Origin of the sequence: Amycolatopsis roodepoortensis (assembly GCF_014873915.1) — a bacterium.
Classification (GTDB): Bacteria; Actinomycetota; Actinomycetes; order Mycobacteriales; family Pseudonocardiaceae; genus Amycolatopsis; species Amycolatopsis roodepoortensis.
The window spans coordinates 1,666,148-1,680,271 of record NZ_JADBEJ010000001.1; the positions used below are offsets into that span (position 1 = coordinate 1,666,148).

The window sequence follows — 14,124 nt, forward strand, 5'->3', positions numbered from 1 at the left end:
AGCGCGGGGCCTTCAAGAAAGCTGACTACTTGGTGGGTATAGCTCCGCCAAGCCCTGCCAGTATCGCTGGTTCGTGATCATCGTGTCAAGGCTATTCACAGTCCAGGGCAAGGGTTTCCGCCCGCTGGCTGGCCAGCACCTGGCCGAGATGTGCCCAATGTTCCAGTCCCCAACGCGAATCGCAGGCCGCGCACACCGTCTCCACTCGGTCAGTGTCCACAGAGAGCGCGGGTCGGCGCAGCCATTCCTGTTCGGTGTCGGACCACACGAGAACCGTTGTGTGTTGGCAGGTCGGGCACGCGTGCCCGCGCAGCCGATACGCCGGAGCGGGATTGAGCACCGACCTGCCAGCGGCAACCCACCGCTCTGCCTCCTGGGCCGCGAAGGCGAGGTAATCGACGTCCTCCAGCTGCCAGGACCCCGCGTGCGAGGCCCACAACCTCAGCTGTCCGGCGAGAGACGGTCGCGCGCCGGTTCCGAAGAGATCGTGTCCCAGAGCCGCCAGCGCACTCCGGAGGGTCTGACTGATCTCGGCTACCAACGCGAGCGCGTTCAACGATGCGGGTGGCCGTGATCCTCGCGCGGAACCGCCCGTGCGCTCGGTGCCCGGCTGGGTCGCGGTCACCAGCTGGTCGATCAGGCACGGTGCCAGAGCGCGTTCCACGGCTCCGGAGTCGCGGAGCAGGGTGTGCATGTTCGGCTGGATGAGTTGATCGATCGCGGCGTCGAAGGCCAGCCGCGCGGCCAGCGGGTCGGCTTGATGCTCCTCGGCCGTGTGAGGGGTGAGGGTGCTGGTCATCGGGTGGTCTCCTGTTCGGGGGTGCCGTTGGCGCGCTTGAGTTCGGCTTGGGCGCGGCGGAGGCGGGAGGGGTGCATCCGGTGCACGGGGTCGCGCATCTCCCGGACACCCGCCCGGTTGCGCGAGAGCGGCCCGCACACCGCCCAGGCCCGTGCCTTGCAGAATGGGCAGGCCACGGATCGAGCGAGATCGTGATCCGGGTTGCGTTTCCAGCCCATCGCCGCGTACACCGCTCGGATTCCGAGCATCCCGGCTTGCCGGTAGTAGTCGCGGGTGCTGGCGCGTGGTGAAGCCGCGGACTGAACCGGCGCGGGTTCGCCCGTAGCGCGGTCGCGGGCCGCGTCGCACCGACCGGCGATCTCGGACGGTGTCGCCCGCCGCGCGGCTGGGCCGAACGCGGCGAAGGCACGATGACACTCGGCGAGGCTGTAGCCGGCGAGGCCGGACTCCCAAGCCGAGACGACGTCCTCCGACGCGTGTACGCCGGTGTGCCGGATCAGCAGGCCGCGCACGTCGGAGCGGCTCATCACCGCGTGCAGCGTGCTCACGCGATCGCCTGATCGAGTGCGGCGTCGAGGATCGCGGTCAGCTGGTCGGCGTCCGCGTGCTGCGGCTGAGCCTGCCGCACGAGCAGGCCGACCCCGTGTTGTTCGTCCTCGGCGATCGCGGCTGAGCGCAGGCTCTCGAACCGGTCCACCATCTCCGCGTCCCAAGCACGCTTTTTCGGATCGGTCGCGATACGGGCCGCACGCATCCGCTCCCCGACGAGCATCGGCAGGAAGGTCGGCGGCAGCGCCTTGCCTGACCAGGCCGCCAAGCCCGAGCCGATCACGTTGCTGCCGATGCCTTCTCGAATCAGCGGGATCACCTGCGCCACGAGCTGGGCCCGGACAGGTGCGGGCACCGACGAGCCATAGAAGTCCACCAGCCGCTCGGCCTCGGCCCGTCGACGCCGACGCACCGAGCCCGGCGGGGCAGCGCCCGCGGAATCGCCGGGGCTGTCCTCTTGCGCCGCCGGGGTCTCGGCTGCTATCCGCGTCGCGCGGGCGCCGTGCGCGTCACGCGCGGGTAACCCCACTTTCTCACTACGAGAAACGAAAGAAGGTTCTCCAGTCTCCCGCTCCCTACTCCCTTCTCCCAGGTCCTTCGCCGAAGGGTTCAGCGAAGGGGTCGCGGAAGGGTTCGCCGAACCCCGTGAGCTGGGCGCGGGCCGGTCGATGCCAGGTGTGATCGCCCCGCCGGAGTCCGGTTCGGACGCTCCGTCCTGGTGTGGGGGTCGGCCCGCCGGCGAGGGGCGGCCGGACGGGCGGACCGTCATGGCGGCCTTGACGACCGGTGGCAGCTCAGGCGCTCCGGCCTCCAGTTCGTTCGCCGCGATCGCCGGGGCGGGGCCGGTCACGTGCGCGGGCAACCGCCGCAGTTCGGCGGCGAGCGCGGCCCGCAGGATCGGGGACTCAATGTCGAACGCGACGCGCAGCGCGCCGCGCAGCATGTTCGGCTGCTTGTACAGCTCGTCACTGCGAATGAACGACCTGACGAGGAGTTCCTCGGTGTCCTGGTCGATCACCACGAACCGGGCGGCGTCCAGCTCTGACAGCGCTGCGCGGATCTCCGTCAGATCCAGGTCTGCGTGCGGCCGGTTCCAGCGCTTCACCGCCAGGTCGAGAACCCCGGCGTAAGAGAGCTTCCGCTGGGAGAAAAGCTGGATATACAAGAGCTTCGCTTCGCGCGAGAGCGCGCGGAAGTCGTCCTTGTCCCAGATGTTCAGATCGAGGCGTGCGTGATCACGCGCCATGAAGAAATCCCCCTACAGGACAAAATGGGCACGGTGAACACCGCCACGCGTCCGCGTGGCGGTGTGAAGCGGGTTGGTCAGGACGCGGTGGCCTGCGCCTGTAGCTCGTGGTCGCGCAGGGCTTCGGCGTCGAAGGCGTAGACAGCTTGGAGTTTGCCGACGTTGCGGCCTGTCGAGTCGGTCGAGCGCACGTAGCGGCCGGTGTGGACCAGCAGCCCGGCGGCGCGAAGACGGTTCACGGTCGAGCCGATCAGTTGCGGCTGCACCCAGCTCGGCAGCAGCGACCGCCAGCGGTTCGCGGTGGTCTCGCGGAACGGATCAGCAAGGCTGTCGCGGACGATGACGGTGACGATCGCGAGGATCTGGGCCTCATTCCGCGGTTCGGCCGTGAGCAGAGCGGCCACGGTCGCGGCGGTCTCGCCGTCGCCGGGCACACCGGCTGGGCTGGTCGCGCGGGCCTGGGCAACCATGGCCCTGGCCAGCGCGACCAGTTCACCGAACGGAACCGTCATACGCCCAGCAGGCGGAACGTGGCGACCTCCGAAATGTCGGCACACTCCTTCGCGATCTCCGGGTAGCGCTCCTTGAGCAGGTTCTGATCCAGCGCGATTCGCAGAGCATGGGTGAAGCTCACGACCGGGACGCCGTTGACCGTGCCGACCTCTGCTCCGGCCGCCACTAAGGCGGCCTTGATCACTGCCTCATGCTCTTTGCGTTCCTGGGACAGTTTCGCCTGCTTGCGCTTGATCCGGCGCAGCGAGGCGATCAGGTGAGCGAAGGCGTCGACCGGCCTCGTGGGCTGCTCGGCGTGCTCGTTAGTGCAAGTGGGTGTGTCATGCTTCACGTACAGCGATCCCCTCAAACTCGTTAACGCAGGGCGCGACACCTGCGATCAACTAAGACACGACTTGATCAACAAAAGGTGTGTGAGTACCGGCGGGCGTTCGTAGGGGAACGAGCGCCGGAAAACTAAAGAATGTTTATGGGCGTAAACACTTTCGAGTCTTGCGTGTGTGCTGGCGAAGCAGCGCGGTAACCCGACCATAGCCGGGTGAGGTGCAAGTTTGTCAACGCGATTCGCGAGATCGCTGGAAAGTGTTGACAGCCGTAAACAAAAAGAGGATGCGATGACGCTTGAGGGGGTCGTCTCGATCCAGGAAGCCCTGAGTTTCCTGTACGAGAATCGACGAAGGGAAGACGGGAAACCGCACAGCGACCGGGACGTTGCAGACGCTCTAACGGCGGCGGGTGTCGACGTGTCGTACTCGTCGCTGTGGCAGATGCGAACGGGAAAGCAGCCACACCCGCGCACCAACATCATCGTGGGGCTGGCGAGGTTCTTTGATGTGCCAGCAGGGTTCTTTCTCGACCGCGACGTCTACGACGACTGGCGGCACAAGCTGTCCGGCGAACCTGAGATGCCGCGCCAGCGCGTGGACTCGGGGGCGACGACGATGCTGCGCAGCTTCGCCATATCGGACCGCAGCGCGAGCCTGATCCAGGAGCTGACCGAGCACGTGCGCGGACTCGAAGCCCGGGACGGTGGGCACGGCACATGACCTGGCCCGCCATCGGGCGGGTACTTCTGAACTGGATACGACGGGGACAGCGACGGACTCAACGCGTCGTGACCGGCAGCGCGCCGGTCACGCAGCTCGATGACGTCCGGGCGCTGGTGAGCGCTCTCGACCTGCCCGCCACCGCCACGCCTGACGAGCTCGCAGCCCGTCTGTCTACAGTGCGCCGCCGCCCCATCCAGATCCAGCCCTACCCGCCGAACATCGTGGCCGAGGCCCGCCGATCCGGCGAGCCTTTGCCTTACGGTGTCTGGGTTTCTGGTGCCGCTACCGACTTCATCTTCTTCCGAGACGACACCACGCACAGCCACCGGCGGCACATCGTCCTGCACGAAGTCGGGCACATCGTCTGCCGTCACGTCGGGGACGACGCCGGCGAGGCCGACTCCGGCGAGCCTGATCACGCCATGATCACCCGCGCGGTAAAGCGCGCCGGGGGCTTCGCTGCGGATCAGGAGCAGGCCGCCGAAACATTCGCCTACCTGATCGAGCGCCACACCAGGCCCAACCTTTCCGCGACCGGCGAAACGCCCGCCGCGCGTTACCGCCTCCTGGAGGACTGAATGCCCATCCCCGTCGCCCAGGTCCAGCAGCTCCTGACCTGGCTGGCCGTGACCGCCGCACTGCTCTACTGGATCAGATCCTGGCGGCGCTCCCGCACCCCCGGCCTGCTGGCCATGGTCAAGGCGCTCGCCGCGCTCGACGTCGCGTTGATCCTCGGCACCGACTGGGGCGTGCACGACTGGCTGTTCGGCATCCCCACGCTGCCGAACTACATCGTTCACGTGCTCACGTTGTCCTCGGCCTACTGGCTCCAGGTCTTCGTGCTCTACCTCGCTCACCCGGTCGAGACCATTCCCGCCAAGGTCCGGACCCGGACCCGCATCCTCATCGGGGCGCAGCTCGCACTGTGCGTCCTGTACCTGCTCGGGCTGTTGCCGGGCAACCTGCCCGCCATCACCGCCGAGGCGGGCAACCACACCTTCGTCGTCGCCTACCTCGCCGTATTCGAGCTGTACCTCGGACTGGCCATGTTCGACGTCGTCTACGTCGGCCGCCACGCCAAGGACCTTCCCCGCGGCTACCTCCGCACCGGCCTCCGCCTCCTGCGCTGGGGCGGCATCTGCGGCCTGGCCTTCGTCGCGCACAAAGCGCTGTACTCCCTCGCGGTCCGCTTCAACCTCAATCCGCCGTGGGCCGAACTCGGCAACATCGGCGCTAGCCGCGTGCTCACCACGGCCGGAATCCTGCTGCTCATGGCCGGGGTCACCGTGCCCGCCGTCGTCCCTCGCCGACAGCTCCGCCGCCACTACCGCGCACTCGAACCGCTGTGGCGCGACCTGACCACCTTCGCCCCCGAGCTGCGGTACGACGCACCACCAGCCCGGCGAGTCTTCGGACGGCCCGACGTCACCGATCTGGTCCGCACCCGCCTGACCGAGATCAACGACGTGCTGGTCGGGCCGTTGCAGCCGTACCTGGACCCGGCGGCCTACACCGCCGCACTCCAGTCGGCCGAGGCTGGTGCCTCCAGCGCGAACCGGGCACACGCGCAGGCCGTGACCATCGCCACGGCCCTGGTCACTGCGGAGCACGGCGCACCCGTGCACGCCGAGCACCCGGTAGCGTTCACGCCGGACGAGGCCACCGATGACTACCGCGAGGAAGCCGCGTGGCTCGCGACGGTCGCCACCGCCTACAGCACGTCCACCACCGTCGCCGAGATCCTGAAGGAGACCAGCAGTCATGCCGCCGACCCTGTCCACTGAGACCGCCACCAGCGAGACCCGGCGGCGCGCGGCCCGCATCGCCACCGAAGTTCTCGCCCCGTGGGTCTGGGTCCTCGGCCTGCCGCTCGTCGTTGCCTGGAAAGTCACCGGTTACCACCTCGGCCAGAGCCTGCTGTGGGGGCTCATCGTCGGCGTCACCGGCTCGCTGATCCCGATGGCTGTCATCGTGCGCGGGGCAAAACAGGGGAAGTGGGACAGCCACCACGTCACCAACCGCGCCGGACGGCTCGTCCCGTTCGCCGCGTGCATCGGCTCGCTCGCACTCGGGTTCGTCATCCTCATCGTCGGCAACGCGCCGCACCAGATGATCGCTCTCGCGGCCGCCGAACTCGCCTGCCTCGTCCTCGCGCTCGCGATCACCTTCGGGTGGAAGTTCAAGATCTCGATGCACGCTATCGTCGCGGCCGGTGCCACCGTAATGCTCATGCGCGTCTACGGCCCATGGCTCGCCCTGCTATTCCTCGGCGTCGCCTGGGTCTGCTGGTCCCGCGTCGAACTTAAGGACCACACAACAGCCGAAGTCAGCTTCGGCGCCGTCGCCGGTCTTCTCGCCGGTGGCGGAATCTACATCGCACTTGCCGCCGCGCTGGCCTAGACAGGAGTGGGGCGCTGTTAGTAGCAGCGCCCCACTTCAGTCACGCCGACTTCTGGCCCTGCTGCTCTTCTTCCCTGCGGGTGTCCTCGAACTCGTCTTCGGTGTTGGGGTTCGTGGACTCGGTCCGCCACCAATCCGCGGGAACGTCCACAAGAGACGAATCGTTCGCCATCTCGATGGGCTCACGGTCCACACGGTCAGTCCACATGAGAGCGTCCCTTTGTCCACTCGCTGCGGAGAATCGAGTAGAGGACAGAATCGCGCCAGGCCCCATTGGTGAAGACGTGATCGCGGAGGACGCCCTCCTGCTTGAACCCGAGTCGGTCTACAACCCGCTGAGAGGCAGGGTTGTCCGGGCCGATCGCTGCGGTGACCCTGTGCAGTTCCAGGTTGGCGAACGCGAAGTCAAGCATGGTCGAGACCGCATCCGATGCAAACCCCCGGCCCCAGCAGTCTGCGGCCACGGCGTATCCGAGCTTCGCGGCCTGCACTCCTGATAGGGCGAGTCGGCAGAAGCCGATCAGACTGTCGTCGTCCGTGCGCGTGATCGCAAGGTAGTACTCGTTCCGAGGCAGAGATCGCGCACGTTGGACCGCTCCGTCGACCATGGCTTGCGCAGCCGCTTCATCGCGGCTGTCGAACGAGAGGAAATGCGTCACCCGATCGTCGCCGACGATCCGGTGCGCGGCGGGCCCGTCGGACGCTCGGAACTCCCGAAGCCGGGTCGTGGTGCCCATCAAGTGAACGCCCGTCCACGTTTCTTCTGTGCCCTTGGCGGTCACTGGGGCAGCGCCAATCGCTGAGAGGTGAACGCACGCATCGAATCACCTAACTCGTTGAGGGCGCGGCCTTCTGCTTCGATCGCGGCGAGACTTCGCTGTACGTGCCCTACGGCCGTAACGACGCCGTGCGTTCGCTGACCGGTGGGCAACTCCAGAACCTCGGTCATCGCGTCGGCGGCCCCATCGAATTCGCTTCTGGCGATCCTTGCGACGGCGAGGGCGCACCGTGTTCCCGCCTCGTCGCCGAACGCCCGATCGCCGGCGGGAGCGGTCTCATATGCGGCGATCGCTTCGAGCGCAAACCGCTCGGTCGATGCGGCAGCGTCGCTTCCTGCCCAAGCCAACGCTTCCGCAGCGTAGTAGAGCTGGCGCGGCCGATTGAACGTGCAAAACCCGCCCAAGTCGTCCAGGTCATCTCTGCGAACGAGCTCGCGCGCCTCAGTCGCCCTATCGACTGCCTCGCGGGCGTCATCAAACTGGCCGAGTGCCGCTAGCGACCGTGCTTCCCCGGATGCGAGCCACACCGCAGACGTGTTCCTGCTCCGCTCCGCGAACTCCCCACCTTGGCGGGCGTACTTGATGGAGTCGGAGTAGCGACCAGCCCAATAAGCGATGAGTGACTGTAAGCCCTTAACCCAAGCCTTCAAGCCATCGTGTCCGGCATTGTCTGCGGCCGCGAAGGCCGCTCGCGCATGGACCATTGCTTCGTCCGACGCGCCGATATCGTGCGAAGCACGTGCCATGAGTCCGGATGCGACACCAGCAAGAAGATAGAGATCCCGACTCTGCTTCGGGCGCTGGCGGCCCTCAAGCAGACCGAAGACCTGGTTCTGCGTTTCGCTCATGTCGCCCACCAGGGCTTCCAGTGGCTCCTGCTGATAGGCCACTGTCAACCGGCGAACGTCGTCGGTCAGTTGGTCCAAGGTTTCTGTTCCCACGTTCGATACCTCCGTCCTGCTCAGGAACTCGCGTGCCCGCATTGCGCTCCTCGCGATCACCTGTCGTTGCCAGTCGTACCGCTCGTGGTCAGGCGGTAAACCGATTGTCTCCATCGGGCTTGCCTGGAGGACGAGTCCGCTTCCCACGGCCGGACCCAACAATCGAGAAGCGGCTTCGCCGAATATCTGTTCGAGTGCCGCCTGAGCGTGGGCATAGGGCCGCTTCTTCAGATCGCCGTTGACCCACCGGTACGCCTGGCGCTCGGACATCTCGGTTCCAGTGATCTCCCGGTACCGGTCCATGAGATCCCTGAGCGTCATGCGCTTCTGCTTCATCAGCTGGTCAAGGCGGGTACGCGGCAACTCGCTGTCGACCATCACGCCCTCCTCTATCCCGATGCCTCCACATTAGGGCGAGTGCGCTCGTTGGAGCGAGCTCAGCTGGCAGAAGGCAGAAGAAGGCAGAAGAAGTCAGGGATCACGGCATTCCGAAGTCAGAGTCCGGCGCGCCAACCTGGAGGTATCCAACACGCTGCGTTACCAGCGGCGATAGGCGAACGACCAGGAGCAGCACATGTCTCAGCTGCATGATCAGAAGCACGGCGCCGCCGCAGGCCACGTCGTAGGCGACACCGTGATGCCCGCCAAGGGCGACCTCGGACCGCACGCCGCAGGTCCGGAACCGGACATCAAGCCTTCCGGGCCTGCGGTGTGCCCAATCGCGAGCGCTGCGGTTGGGCTGGATTTGGTGAAGGTGGCACAGGGGTGCTGACACTGGTGTCTGACGAACGAACCGCGCCCGGCACGTTCGACCGGTTGAGGGACACGTGGACTCGGGCCTACAAGGAGTACCGAGAAGCGCGAACAGTTGCCATAAATGCACCGGAAATCGCTGACTTTGCTATGCAGACCTCGTATGCGGCTCGTCGAGTGGCGCGGGCATGGCACGAACTGTCGCTGCTTCCGGGGCTCGACTGGTGGTGCATAGCCGCGTTGGCTGCGGCTTCAGAGGGCATGAGTGAAGTTGCGGTCCAATGGATGACGAGAGCGCAAGTGTTGGCCGAGGCATCGAACGCGGGACACGCCACAACGGCCAAGGCAGGTTTGGTAAGCCGTCACCCATCACCCGTTCGCAGACCGCGTCCCGGTCGGCAGGACCGTTAGCGTCTTCAGACTAGTTCAATTATGTGATTTAGAGATTTCCGAATGCCAAAGGGGCAGTCGGCAGATAAAGAAAGTAGTGACATGACCGCAAGTGTTTTGGAGCGTTTCGCGAGTGATCCGGTAACGAGCCACAGCGGACAGTTCCCGCTCGGGCGCCTGGAGGAGACAGCCGACCACAGCAGCCCGTCACCCGCCGGTGTCCGGCCGTGGGTTCTCGGCGGGATGCGCCCGGCTCGCCACCAAGGCAACCCGATCCGTGAGGCATTCACCTACGACCACGACCTGCAGGTGGCAGTGAGCCAGACCGGGGTGCCGTTGACTATCACCGCGGCTACCGCGAACAAGGTCACGAACAACGATGGCGACGAAGGACCGTCGGAGGACTTCACCTACGACTACTGCCCCGATTCGCCCTTCGCTGCCTAATGTCCGTCCTGATCCTTGCGGAAGACATCGATGCGACAGCCGATCTCATGGTCCGTGCGTTGATGGATCGTGAGGTGGTGGTCCACCGGGTCAACACTGCTTGGTTCCCTGCGCAGCTCAGCGTCACCGCTGAGCTGCGCGGCGAGCGCTGGGCCGGACGGATCAACACCCCCGCGCGGGTGATTGACCTGGAGGGCATCACAGCGGCCTGGTACAGGTCGCCGCGCGCATACCGGTTCCCCGACGACATGAACCCGGCCGAGCGGGCGCACGCCAACCTGGAGGCGAAATACGGCCTGGGTGGTGTACTCAGCTCTCTGCCGGTGCTTTGGGTCAACCACCCAGCACGGCTCGCTGACGCGGCATACAAGCCGGTGCAGCTCGTCACGGCGGCGCGTTGCGGTCTCGATGTACCGGAGACAGCAATCACGAACGATCCCGACGTAGTTCATGCGTTCGTCAAGGGCGGCAAGACGGTCACCAAGACCTTCGGCACCAACACGATCATGGAGGAAGGAGTCCGCAAGATCAGTTTCACCCGACTGGTCCAGGAGTCCGACCTCGATGACCTTCGGGGGCTCGATCAGACAACTCACCTGTTCCAACGCTGGGTGCCCAAGGCATTCGAGGTTCGCATGGTGGTCATCGGTGACCACATCACCGCAGCTTCCATTCACACCAGGAGCGCGACCGCGTACATCGACTGGCGAACTGACTACGACAGCCTGGACTACAGCTTGATCGAGCCCCCACCCGATGTGGTGGACGGCGTGCGTCGGCTCATGACGTCGATGGGCCTGGTATACGGTTCGCTCGACTTCGTTGTTCATCCTGACGGTGCATGGACGTTCCTGGAGATCAACGCGGGCGGGCAGTACGGATGGCTCGAAGATGCCACCGGGGCGCCGCTGACGGATCAACTCGCCGACCTACTTGCAGGGGGCCAACCATGAGCACCGTAGACACCGATTGGACAAGTTACGCCGAACGCCTCGCGGACACTCTGCGGGAACGTGGCGACCTGCGTTCGCCGGAGTGGCACCGGGCCGTCTCGGCTGTGCCTCGGCACCTGCTCGTCCCGACCGCCTTCGAGCAGGACAGCGCCGGCGAATGGACCGAGTTCGCCACAGCTGGCCACCTGAAGAGGGTCTACTCGCCGGAAACCCTGATCACGGCGCTCACCAACGACAAGCCTCACCGGACGCCGATCTCATCGAGCACCAAGCCGGACCTCATGGTGCGGATGCTCGAAACGCTGGACGTGCGCAACGGCCAGCGCGTCCTGGAGATCGGCACCGGCACGGGCTACAACGCCGCATTGCTCGCCTACAGGCTCGGCGACGACAAAGTGTTCTCGGTCGACGTTGGCGCCGATCTGATCGACCTGGCTCGGACGAGGCTCAGCGCCGCGGGCTTCTTCCCGACCTTGAGGGCCGTGGATGGCGCCGACGGGCTGCCCGAATTCGCTCCTTACGACCGGATCATCGCCACCTGCTCCGTCCCGGCGGTGCCCTGGGCGTGGGCGGACCAACTCGCCGACGGCGGTGCCGTCCTTGTCGATCTCAAACGAGCGATCAGTGCAGGCAACCTGGTTCACCTCCGACGTAACGGCGATCGGCTGGAAGGACGGTTCACAGCCCGTTGGGCGGCCTTCATGACCATGCGGCACAGCGAGAACCCGCCGCATGCTAACCAGGCAGATCGGGTATCGGGAAGCGGGCAGAGCCGGTCGACGAACACGCCAGGGAAGCCGTGGAACGATGTTCCGATTGTGTGGTTCCTGGCTCAGCTGCGGTTGCCGCCCGGAACGACGTTCGGGTATGAACTGGCCCCGGACACCCTCCAACCCACCTTCAGCACGCTCTCGGCGCCGGACGGCTCCTGGGCCAAGGTGGGTCTTGCGGACGGCACTGTGACTGAGGCAGGCGAGACAGGCTTATGGGAAGCCGTCGAGTGGGCCCATGATCAATGGACTGCGGCGGGAAGCCCGACGTGGGAACGGCTGGGGCTCACGGTGACCCAAGACGGAAGGCACCGGCTCTGGCTCGACCAACCGGACAGTTCGACCCGCTGGAATCTGCCGGACGTTCCAGCCGCTCGATAAGGGATGGGGGGTGGAGTTGGACTCCACCCCCCCCGTCAAATCGGCTTCAAAGCCTGAACCCTGCTAGGTGCGACGCGGCCAAAAAGTGTCCCTGAGCTGCGGTTATTCGGCCAGCCTCTTTAGGTACCTCAGTGTCAACTTGACTTTCGCAACGTTGAAGGTTGCGAAAGTGGCTTTCGCAACGCGTCGCTGGGGCAGGGTGCGGGCCGATCGTGACATGACCCGCGGCGCTGGCGCGCGTGCCGCGAAAGCCACTTTCGCGACCTCTGATGTCCCGAGAGTGGCTTTCGGGACATCGGCGCCAGGCAACCGACCGCCTACCCGAACGCGACACGCGCGCGTCTTCACCCCGATACAAGCCCGTTGACCGAGGACTGGTCAGCGGGCTATTCTCGATATACGAAAGAAAGTTTCCGCATAGCGAAATAACAGAGGTTTCGATGGCTGATCTTGCCGGTTCGCGCCACGCGCTGCCTTACGTGCTGAACCTGTCGCTGGTCTTCACCGAGTTGCCGCTGCTCGACCGTGCGGAGGCGGCGCGCGCGGCGGGCTTCACCGCGGTCGAGTACTGGTGGCCGTTCGAGACGCCGGTGCCGGACGACGCCGAGGTCGACGCCTTCGTGGCGTCGGTCGAGCGGGCGGGCGTCGCGGTGACCGGGCTGAACTTCTTCCCCGGTGACATGGCTGGCGGCGATCGCGGCCTGGTCACCTGGCCCGGTCGTGAGGACGAGTTCGCCCGCGGCATCGCCTCGGCGATCGACCTGGGCGAGCGGCTCGGCTGCCGCCGGTTCAACGCGCTCTACGGCAACCGGATCGATGGCGCGGATCCGGCCGCGCAGGACAAGCTCGGGCTCTCGAATCTGGCGCTCGCGTCGGACGCGGCCGCGCGCATCGGCGCCGAGATCGTCCTGGAGCCGTTGTCGGGGGCGGAGAAGTACCCGCTCAAGACCGCGGACGACGTACTGAAGGTGCTCGACGAACTCGGGCGGGACAACGTGAAGCTGCTGGCCGACCTGTACCACCTGGCGGTCAACGGTGACGACCTCGACACGGTCACCACCGTCCACACCGGACGGATCGGCCATGTGCAGATAGCCGATGCCCCAGGGCGCCACCAGCCGGGGACCGGAACGCTGGACATCGAGGGATACCTGGAAAAGCTGCAGACGGCGGGCTACCGCGGGCAGGTCGGCGTGGAGTACAAACCCGACGGGCCGAGCGCGGAATCGCTGTCGTGGCTGCCTTTCGAACGAAGGGGACTGGCATGACCAAGCTGGGATTCATCGGCCTGGGGATCATGGGCGGGCCGATGGCGGGACATCTCGTCGCCGCCGGCCACGAGGTGAGCGGATTCGACACCAACGCGGACGCGCTCGCGAGGCTGGAGGCCGCGGGCGGCCGGGCCGCGAACGGGGTGACGGACGCCGTGGCGGACGCGGAGGTCGTCATCACCATGCTGCCGAACCACCCGCAGGTCGAGGCCGTCGTGCTCGCGGCGGGCGGGGTGCTGGAGTCGGCGAAACCGGGCACGTTGCTGATCGACATGAGCACCATCCGGCCGGAGACCTCCATCGAGGTGGCCGAGCGGGCGGCCGAACGGGAGATTCGCGTGCTGGACGCGCCCGTTTCCGGTGGCCAGGCCGGGGCCGAGCAGGCGTCACTGTCCATTATGGCCGGTGGTGATGCCGAGGATTTCGCAGCGGCGCTCCCGATCCTGGAATCGGTCGGCAAGACGATCGTCCACGTCGGACCGCACGGCGCCGGCCAGGTCGTCAAGGCCGCGAACCAGCTGGTGGTCGGCGGAACCTACGCGCTCATCGCCGAGGCCATCGTGCTGCTCGAAGCCTCCGGCGTGGACGCCGGTGTCGGGCTCGACGTCCTCGCGGGCGGCCTCGCGGGCAGCCGGATCCTCGAACTGAAGCGGAAGTCCATGGTGGCGCGGGAATTCGCGCCGGGCTTCCGGATCGACCTGCACCACAAGGACATGGGCATCGCGCTCGCCGCCGCCAGGCAGGCCGAGGTCGCGCTGCCGCTCACCGGGCTGGTCGCCCAGCTCGTCGCCGCCGGACGGGCGATGGGCCACGGCTCGCTCGATCACTCCGCGCTGCTGAAGGTCGTCGAAACGCTGTCCGGCGCGGAAAACAAGGAGTGACG

Annotated in this window: 17 protein-coding genes; 9 read left to right on the plus strand and 8 right to left on the minus strand. The window is 66.3% G+C overall.

Features of this window, described 5'->3' with window-relative positions; genetic code table 11:
- Window positions 1-91: 91 nt before the first annotated feature.
- From H4W30_RS07600 to H4W30_RS07620, 5 genes are all read right to left on the minus strand, one after another.
- Window positions 92-799: a DUF7341 domain-containing protein gene (locus H4W30_RS07600; protein WP_192742112.1), complete on the minus strand. Its 708-nt coding sequence runs from the start codon at window positions 797-799 to the stop codon at window positions 92-94.
- Window positions 796-1,347: a hypothetical protein gene (locus H4W30_RS07605; RefSeq protein ID WP_192742113.1), complete on the minus strand. Its 552-nt coding sequence runs from the start codon at window positions 1,345-1,347 to the stop codon at window positions 796-798. The genes H4W30_RS07600 and H4W30_RS07605 overlap by 4 nt, the downstream gene beginning before the upstream one ends.
- Window positions 1,344-2,594 (minus strand): hypothetical protein, encoded by a 1,251-nt coding sequence (locus tag H4W30_RS07610; protein ID WP_192742114.1) that lies wholly within the window; start codon window positions 2,592-2,594, stop codon window positions 1,344-1,346. The genes H4W30_RS07605 and H4W30_RS07610 overlap by 4 nt, the downstream gene beginning before the upstream one ends.
- A gap of 77 nt (window positions 2,595-2,671) precedes the next feature.
- Entirely contained in the window at window positions 2,672-3,106 is a 435-nt protein-coding gene (locus H4W30_RS07615) for a hypothetical protein (RefSeq protein ID WP_192742115.1), read from the minus strand.
- Complete coding sequence (locus H4W30_RS07620) at window positions 3,103-3,438, minus strand: hypothetical protein (RefSeq protein ID WP_192742116.1); 336 nt, start codon at window positions 3,436-3,438, stop codon at window positions 3,103-3,105. Before H4W30_RS07620 ends, H4W30_RS07615 begins: the two co-directional genes overlap by 4 nt.
- Window positions 3,439-3,721: 283 nt before the next feature.
- Here H4W30_RS07620 and H4W30_RS07625 point away from each other — a divergent pair, with 283 nt between their 5' ends.
- From H4W30_RS07625 to H4W30_RS07640, 4 genes are all read left to right on the plus strand, one after another.
- Window positions 3,722-4,153: a hypothetical protein gene (locus H4W30_RS07625; protein ID WP_192742117.1), complete on the plus strand. Its 432-nt coding sequence runs from the start codon at window positions 3,722-3,724 to the stop codon at window positions 4,151-4,153.
- Between the two features lie 68 nt (window positions 4,154-4,221).
- Entirely contained in the window at window positions 4,222-4,734 is a 513-nt protein-coding gene (locus tag H4W30_RS07630) for a hypothetical protein (protein WP_192742118.1), read from the plus strand.
- Window positions 4,735-5,940: an MAB_1171c family putative transporter gene (locus H4W30_RS07635; protein WP_192742119.1), complete on the plus strand. Its 1,206-nt coding sequence runs from the start codon at window positions 4,735-4,737 to the stop codon at window positions 5,938-5,940.
- Entirely contained in the window at window positions 5,918-6,556 is a 639-nt protein-coding gene (locus H4W30_RS07640) for a hypothetical protein (protein ID WP_192742120.1), read from the plus strand. The genes H4W30_RS07635 and H4W30_RS07640 overlap by 23 nt, the downstream gene beginning before the upstream one ends.
- A 40-nt stretch (window positions 6,557-6,596) precedes the next feature.
- On the opposite strand, the gene H4W30_RS07645 is transcribed toward H4W30_RS07640, so the two are convergent.
- From H4W30_RS07645 to H4W30_RS07655, 3 genes are read right to left on the minus strand one after another with little or no spacing between them, the layout of a single operon-like run.
- A complete protein-coding gene (locus H4W30_RS07645; RefSeq protein ID WP_192742121.1) occupies window positions 6,597-6,764 on the minus strand; it encodes a hypothetical protein in 168 nt (55 codons plus the stop codon).
- Entirely contained in the window at window positions 6,754-7,338 is a 585-nt protein-coding gene (locus tag H4W30_RS07650) for a GNAT family N-acetyltransferase (RefSeq protein WP_318780557.1), read from the minus strand. The genes H4W30_RS07645 and H4W30_RS07650 overlap by 11 nt, the downstream gene beginning before the upstream one ends.
- Entirely contained in the window at window positions 7,335-8,654 is a 1,320-nt protein-coding gene (locus H4W30_RS07655; RefSeq protein WP_192742122.1) for a helix-turn-helix domain-containing protein, read from the minus strand. Before H4W30_RS07655 ends, H4W30_RS07650 begins: the two co-directional genes overlap by 4 nt.
- 867 nt (window positions 8,655-9,521) lie before the next feature.
- Here H4W30_RS07655 and tgmA point away from each other — a divergent pair.
- The 5 genes from tgmA to H4W30_RS07680 all read left to right on the plus strand — a co-directional run bounded on the left by tgmA (window position 9,522) and on the right by H4W30_RS07680 (window position 14,122).
- On the plus strand, window positions 9,522-9,866 hold the full coding sequence (gene tgmA, locus H4W30_RS07660) for a putative ATP-grasp-modified RiPP (protein ID WP_192742123.1): 345 nt from the start codon (window positions 9,522-9,524) through the stop codon (window positions 9,864-9,866).
- Window positions 9,866-10,819 (plus strand): ATP-grasp ribosomal peptide maturase, encoded by a 954-nt coding sequence (tgmB, locus tag H4W30_RS07665; protein ID WP_192742124.1) that lies wholly within the window; start codon window positions 9,866-9,868, stop codon window positions 10,817-10,819. Before tgmA ends, tgmB begins: the two co-directional genes overlap by 1 nt.
- Complete coding sequence (locus H4W30_RS07670) at window positions 10,816-11,970, plus strand: methyltransferase domain-containing protein (RefSeq protein WP_192742125.1); 1,155 nt, start codon at window positions 10,816-10,818, stop codon at window positions 11,968-11,970. Before tgmB ends, H4W30_RS07670 begins: the two co-directional genes overlap by 4 nt.
- 440 nt (window positions 11,971-12,410) lie before the next feature.
- A complete protein-coding gene (locus tag H4W30_RS07675; protein WP_192742126.1) occupies window positions 12,411-13,238 on the plus strand; it encodes a hydroxypyruvate isomerase family protein in 828 nt (275 codons plus the stop codon).
- Window positions 13,235-14,122 carry a 2-hydroxy-3-oxopropionate reductase gene (locus tag H4W30_RS07680; RefSeq protein WP_192742127.1) on the plus strand — a complete coding sequence of 296 codons (888 nt, stop codon included), beginning with the start codon at window positions 13,235-13,237 and terminating at the stop codon, window positions 14,120-14,122. Before H4W30_RS07675 ends, H4W30_RS07680 begins: the two co-directional genes overlap by 4 nt.
- The last annotated feature ends 2 nt before the right edge of the window (window positions 14,123-14,124 follow it).

Coding starts and splice junctions, on each gene's coding strand:
- tgmA (WP_192742123.1), top strand. CDS start 9,522: ATGACCGCAAGTGTTTTGGAGCGTTTCGCGAGTGATCCGGTAACGAGC.
- H4W30_RS07655 (WP_192742122.1), bottom strand. CDS start 8,654: ATGGTCGACAGCGAGTTGCCGCGTACCCGCCTTGACCAGCTGATGAAG.
- H4W30_RS07680 (WP_192742127.1), top strand. CDS start 13,235: ATGACCAAGCTGGGATTCATCGGCCTGGGGATCATGGGCGGGCCGATG.
- H4W30_RS07615 (WP_192742115.1), bottom strand. CDS start 3,106: ATGACGGTTCCGTTCGGTGAACTGGTCGCGCTGGCCAGGGCCATGGTT.
- H4W30_RS07625 (WP_192742117.1), top strand. CDS start 3,722: ATGACGCTTGAGGGGGTCGTCTCGATCCAGGAAGCCCTGAGTTTCCTG.
- H4W30_RS07610 (WP_192742114.1), bottom strand. CDS start 2,594: ATGGCGCGTGATCACGCACGCCTCGATCTGAACATCTGGGACAAGGAC.
- tgmB (WP_192742124.1), top strand. CDS start 9,866: ATGTCCGTCCTGATCCTTGCGGAAGACATCGATGCGACAGCCGATCTC.
- H4W30_RS07635 (WP_192742119.1), top strand. CDS start 4,735: ATGCCCATCCCCGTCGCCCAGGTCCAGCAGCTCCTGACCTGGCTGGCC.
- H4W30_RS07645 (WP_192742121.1), bottom strand. CDS start 6,764: ATGTGGACTGACCGTGTGGACCGTGAGCCCATCGAGATGGCGAACGAT.
- H4W30_RS07600 (WP_192742112.1), bottom strand. CDS start 799: ATGACCAGCACCCTCACCCCTCACACGGCCGAGGAGCATCAAGCCGAC.
- H4W30_RS07670 (WP_192742125.1), top strand. CDS start 10,816: ATGAGCACCGTAGACACCGATTGGACAAGTTACGCCGAACGCCTCGCG.
- H4W30_RS07640 (WP_192742120.1), top strand. CDS start 5,918: ATGCCGCCGACCCTGTCCACTGAGACCGCCACCAGCGAGACCCGGCGG.
- H4W30_RS07675 (WP_192742126.1), top strand. CDS start 12,411: ATGGCTGATCTTGCCGGTTCGCGCCACGCGCTGCCTTACGTGCTGAAC.